This window comes from Campylobacter sp., from assembly GCF_052170435.1.
Lineage (GTDB): Bacteria > Campylobacterota > Campylobacteria > Campylobacterales > Campylobacteraceae > Campylobacter_A.
On record NZ_JBQNAN010000040.1, the window covers coordinates 1 to 5,581 of the forward strand.

At 43.9% G+C, this 5,581-nt stretch carries 5 protein-coding genes and 1 pseudogene; 5 read left to right on the forward strand and 1 reads right to left on the reverse strand.

Translation table 11 applies throughout. From position 1 onward, the window contains the following. A pseudogene (locus ACTTJF_RS09750) lies at positions 1 to 646 on the reverse strand (HD domain-containing protein); the annotation flags it as partial. A gap of 111 nt (positions 647 to 757) precedes the next feature. Here ACTTJF_RS09750 and mqnE point away from each other — a divergent pair. Genes mqnE through ACTTJF_RS09775 form a run of 5 tightly spaced genes read left to right on the forward strand, consistent with a single transcriptional unit; the run spans position 758 to position 5,485 of the window. Further along, positions 758 to 1,828: an aminofutalosine synthase MqnE gene (gene mqnE / locus ACTTJF_RS09755; protein ID WP_442551795.1), complete on the forward strand. Its 1,071-nt coding sequence runs from the start codon at positions 758 to 760 to the stop codon at positions 1,826 to 1,828. A 10-nt stretch (positions 1,829 to 1,838) separates the two neighbouring features. After that, positions 1,839 to 3,131, forward strand: a complete 1,293-nt coding sequence (locus ACTTJF_RS09760; protein ID WP_298946001.1) for an NCS2 family permease — start codon at positions 1,839 to 1,841, stop codon at positions 3,129 to 3,131. A 9-nt stretch (positions 3,132 to 3,140) separates the two neighbouring features. Beyond that, a complete protein-coding gene (locus ACTTJF_RS09765; protein WP_442551796.1) occupies positions 3,141 to 3,581 on the forward strand; it encodes a phosphoribosyltransferase in 441 nt (146 codons plus the stop codon). Beyond that, positions 3,548 to 4,795, forward strand: coding sequence for an ArnT family glycosyltransferase (locus ACTTJF_RS09770; protein WP_442551797.1), 1,248 nt, complete (start codon positions 3,548 to 3,550; stop codon positions 4,793 to 4,795). Before ACTTJF_RS09765 ends, ACTTJF_RS09770 begins: the two co-directional genes overlap by 34 nt. 12 nt (positions 4,796 to 4,807) lie before the next feature. Then, on the forward strand, positions 4,808 to 5,485 hold the full coding sequence (locus ACTTJF_RS09775) for a prepilin-type N-terminal cleavage/methylation domain-containing protein (protein ID WP_442551798.1): 678 nt from the start codon (positions 4,808 to 4,810) through the stop codon (positions 5,483 to 5,485). Positions 5,486 to 5,581 lie beyond the last annotated feature (96 nt).

Consider the following 5,581-nt stretch of genomic DNA (forward strand, 5'->3'; position numbering starts at 1 on the left):
CGTTTTCAAAGCCGTTTAGAGCGCAGTTTAGGTAGTAGATGTCGTTCGTGCCGCCTAGATCGTTTTTAAGATCGGGCTCTTGCTTTATGTTTGGGATATCGTTAAAAGCGCCCAAATTTTTGGCGTAAAATTTGAGATTTTCTTGCGCGTTAAATTCGCGAGTTTTATAAATCTCCGACCGGGCGGCCTTATAAAGCGTCCGCGAGCCGCAGATGTAGCGGATGCGGCTAAAAGCGGCCTTTGCTTTGTGGTCGTTTTTGTGAGATTCGAAAATCTCGCCCAGCTCGCAAATTTTGATATTTAGCTTTAAATTTGAGCCCTCCAGCGCGGCGACTAGCTTTTTTAGGATAAATTTGACGTTAAAGCCCGCGTTTTCTTTAAAAACGAGTAAAACTTCTAAAACCGAGCTTGTGGAGATGAGGTTGTCGGCGTACTTTTCGGTAGCGATGACGCAAAACGGGATAAAATCGACGTCTGGGTTAAAATCTGCGAAAATCTCGTCCAAAACCCGCGCGCATAGAGCTTTTATGAGCTCGTCGCTTTGCTTTGCGATGAAATTTGCAAAGCCCTTGCCTTGAAGCTTTTTTAGCTGCGAGGCTAAATTCGCGCCTCCTAAAACGCCGCTTAAATTTCCTTTTAAAGCCACTTTTTACCGCCGTCTTTTTGTGTAAATTTTATCCGATGATACTAAAATTTTGCAAAAACAAAGCTTTTTTAACATATAATCGCCGTTTAATATCTATTTTCGGAATAAAATTTGACAAATTTAATAGAAAAACTCCAAAGCGGCGAACGTCTGGACGCGGACGAATGCGCCGTCTTGTACGACCTGGACCTTTTTACGCTGGGTAAATTCGCAAACGCTAAACGGCGAAAACTGCACGGCAAAAAGGTATTTTTTAACGTAAATCGCCACATAAACCCGACCAATATCTGCGCGGACGTGTGTAAATTTTGCGCGTTTTCGGCAAACCGCAAAAACCCAAACCCATACACGATGAGTCACGATGAAATACTAAAAATCGTCGAAAAAAGCGTCGCTCACGGCGCAAAAGAGATACATATCGTCTCGGCGCATAATCCCGAAACTTCGTGGCAGTGGTATTTGGAAATTTTTAAAAAAATAAAGGAAAAATACCCGCAAATCCACGTCAAGGCGCTAACTGCGGCGGAGGTGGATTTCCTCTCGCGAAAACACGGCCTTAGCTACGAAGAAGTCGTAGAAAAGATGCTCGAATACGGCGTTGACTCGATGCCTGGCGGCGGAGCGGAGATCTTTGACGAAGAGGTTAGGCGTAAAATCTGCAAAGGCAAGGTGAGCTCCCAAAACTGGCTCAAAATCCACCGCCTTTGGCACGAAAAAGGTAGAGAAAGTAACGCTACGATGCTGTTTGGCCACGTAGAAAGCAGGCAAAACCGCATCGACCATATGCTAAGGATTCGAGGTTTACAGGACAAGACGGGCGGATTTAACGCCTTTATCCCGCTGGTTTATCAGCGCGACAACAACTATCTAAAAGTAGAAAACTATCCCGGCTCGGCCGAAATTTTAAAAACCTTTGCCATCTCGCGTCTGGTGCTCGATAACGTCGCGCACATAAAGTCGTACTGGGCGACATCGACGATAAATTTGGCTATGGTTGCGCAGGAATTCGGCGCTGATGATCTAGACGGCACGATAGAAAAAGAGAGCATCCAAAGCGCGGCCGGAGCGAAGTCGGCAAGCGGTATGAGTCTTAGAAATTTTACCGATCTCATTCAGACTTCGGGCTTTGTTCCCGTCGAGCGAGATAGCTTGTATAACGAACTAAAAATTTACGATAACTAAGGAGGCGGAATTGGATTTTTTTAAACTCAAGCAAAACGGCACTAGCGTAAAGACCGAGTTTAGCGCGGGACTCACGACCTTTTTAACGATGATGTATATCGTGCCCGTAAACGCGATAATCATGAGCAAAACCGGCATGCCGATGGATGCGCTCATCACGGCTACGGCGCTCATTACGGTGATCGCTACTGTGCTAAACGGCATATGGGCGAACACGCCCGTGGCTATGAGCGTGGGAATGGGGCTGAACGCGTATTTTACCTTTGGTCTCGTACTAGGCATGCAAATACCGTGGCAGACGGCTCTGGGCGTAGTTTTCATCTCGGGTATAATTTTCGTCGTGCTATCTTTTACGAATTTTAGAATCTGGGTCTTAAAATCTATCCCGGACGACGTCAGACGCTCGATAAGCGCGGGTATTGGCGCGTTTATCGCTTTCGTCGGGCTTCAGCAAATGGGCGTAGTCGTAAATAACGACGCTGTACTGGTCGGGCTTGGAAATTTAAAAGATCCAAACGTTATTTTGGGCTTTGTGGGACTCTTTTTCGTTATACTTTTTTGGGCATGGAAGGTTAAGGGCGCCTTCATCATCGCGGTATTTACGACCTCGGTAGTCGCTTGGATTTTCGGTATCGCACCGTATCCGAAAGAATTTATCTCGCTACCGGCTTCGATCTCGCCGATATTTTTAGAGCTTGATATCATGGGCGCGCTATCTTTTGCGCTGCTTCCGGTGATCGTTACTTTCTTCGTGACCGATCTTTTCGACTCTATCGGTACGCTAGCGGGCGTGGGAAATAGAGCGGGAATCTTTGATGAGAGCAATCAAAAAGGCGTCGAAAAACTAGAAAAAACCCTCGAAGCCGACGCGGTAGCTACGGTAGCCGGCTCGCTAGTCGGCGTTAGTACGACTACGTCCTTTGCCGAGAGCGCTAGCGGCGTAGAAGAGGGCGGCAAGACGGGGTTAACGGCGGTATTTTGCGGACTATTTTTCGTGCTTACGATTTTTATGCTGCCGCTTTTTAAAGCTATCCCTTCAAACGCGATATATCCGATACTCGTGATGGTGGGCGTGCTGATGTTTAGTGAGCTTGGAAATATAAATTTTAAAGATCCGGCTATAGCCGTATCGACGTTTTTGATAGTTATTTTGATGCCGCTTACATACTCGATCACGACGGGACTTTCGTTTGGATTTATGGCGTATTTGCTGGTTCGTATCATGAGACGCGAGTGGGAATACGTAAATATCGGAGTTATCGTGCTTGCGCTCATTAGTTTCATAGTATTTTTAGTACACTGAGGAGAAAACATGCTAAAGTATCCGTTTGAGGAATTTCATAAAGACGTAAAGATAATGGCGCGAGATATCAAAGAAAACTTCGAGCCCGAAGTGATTTTGGCGGTTGCTCGCGGCGGTCTTACTTTGGGGCATTTTTTAGCGAGCCTGCTAAATAACCGCAATCTTTTTACGCTAAACTCAATCCACTACGAAGAGACTAAAAAGCTCGATACTATCGATATCTTTAACGTCCCCGATCTATCTAAATTTAATAAAATTTTGATAGTGGACGATATGATAGATACGGGCGAGAGCATGATAGCTATCAAACAAGAGCTTTTAAAGCGTTTCCCGCATATCGAGCTAAAGATCGCGACTATATTTTATAAACGAAAAGCGCTTTTGTTGCCTGATTTTACGGTAAGAGAGGCACACGAGTGGATAGAGTTTTTCTGGGAAGAGCAAATTTAAGCCCAAATTTTAGCATGCTACGCTCGGAAACGTTTTTACTTTTTATCATCTGCCTTATAGATTTTTGCTTTTTGTCGTACGCGATTAGCACGCTTAGCATTAGCTACTACGAGGCGGATGCGTTTTATAACTCGCCTAAAATTTCAGCCGTTTTGGCTAGAGCTTCGGTTGAGATTTTCGGACAAAACGACTATGCCTTGCGCCTTCCTTTTGTTATTTGCCACATTTTTAGCGTCGCGCTACTTTATAAGGTATCAAAGCAAATTTTAAAACGCAAATTTGACCGAGTAGTAAGCGCGGTCGTGTTTATACTGCTTCCTGCGACGATGGCGTCGGCGATCTTGGTAAACGACGCCGGCATCATAATCGCGCTTTCGCTTTTAAGTATTTATCTCTATCAGCTGCGCAAAATGCTCGCTTTTTACGCGCTTTTATGCGTGTTGCCTTTTGTTAGCGGCGCATTTTTGGTTTATTTTTCGGCCATTTTTATATTTGCCGTCTATAGGCGCGACGCTAGGATGGCGTGGGTTGCGGCGCTGCTTTTTGCACTTTGCTTTTACTTTTACGGATTTGACTCGGGCGGTAAGCCTAGAGGTCATCTGCTTGATACCGTGAGCATTTTTGCTGCGGCTTTTTCGCCTTTTGTTTTCGTCTATTTTGTCTATGCGATGTATAGAGTTTGGATAAAAGAGGCTAAAAATTTGCTCTGGTTCGTCTCCATAACTGCATTTTTGTTTTGCTTGTTTTTGTCGATCAGACAGCGACTGGAACTCGAAAACTACTTGCCTTTTTGCGTTATTTCCGTGCCGATTTTAGTTCGGGTATTTTTTAGCTCATACCGCGTGAGGTTACCGATGTTTAGACACGGATATAAAATTTTAGCTTCTTTTGCGGCGGCTTCTTTGCTCGTTGGGTTTTTGTTCGTACTTTTTAATGAGATGCTTTACGGCATGCTAAAAGACCCGGCCAAGCATTTTGTTTACAGATATCATGTAGCAAAAGAACTTGCAAAAGAGCTAAAAAATGAAGGCGTAGAAAAAATTTTCACGGGTGACAAAAAGCTAGATTTGAGACTTAAATTTTACGGTATAGATGCACGGCCAGACGCAAATTTGCGGCTAGCAAATTTGGACTTAAAAGATAATTATGGTAATATAGCGGTCTATAAATTCGGCGTAAAAATCGCAAATTTTAAGATTATAAAAGATGATTAGAGGATAAATTTGATGAAAAAAGCTTTTACTATGCTAGAGCTTGTCGTTGTGATCGTGGTAATAGGAATAATAGCCGCCGCTGCGCTACCGAGAATAAACGATGATCATATCGCAGAGGCTGCTGACCAAGTGATGTCGCATATCCGCTATACTCAGCACCTAGCTATGCAGGATAGTAAATTTGACCCTACCGATGCTAACTGGTTTAGAAAGAGGTGGAGTATAACTTTTACTAGGGCTTCATTTTGCGAGGGCGCAAACGAATGGAGATATAGCGTATATCATGATGATGGAGATGCGACAGGTAATTTAAATTCGGCAAACGAAGTTGCAAGGGATCCATTGGATCCGAATAAATTTATGAGTTCAGGATGGGCCGGCATTTCGAGAGCCAATTGCGCAAACGCTAGCAGTAAATATAATTTGGCAAAAAAATTTGGTATAACTGATGTACAGCTAGGCGGGGTATGCGGGCAGGGCAATTTGCAAACTATCTCTTTTGACGAGTTTGGAAGACCTATGAGAAGCGTAAGTACTCCTGGTGGCGGTGGCGCAGCTAGAGGATATGATAGACTGGTTCATAATGGCCAAAATTGTCAAATAGTACTAAGTACGGCTAAAAAAACAGCTACTATAACAGTAACGCCAGAAACCGGCTTTTTGCAGGTTGCTTTTGCTGATCGTTCATAAATTTAAAAAATATACAAATTTGGTTTATTTATTCAGCTGTCTTTAAGCATCCTATCTGTATAATTCGAGCTCACGAATTGAGAAACCACCTTTAAC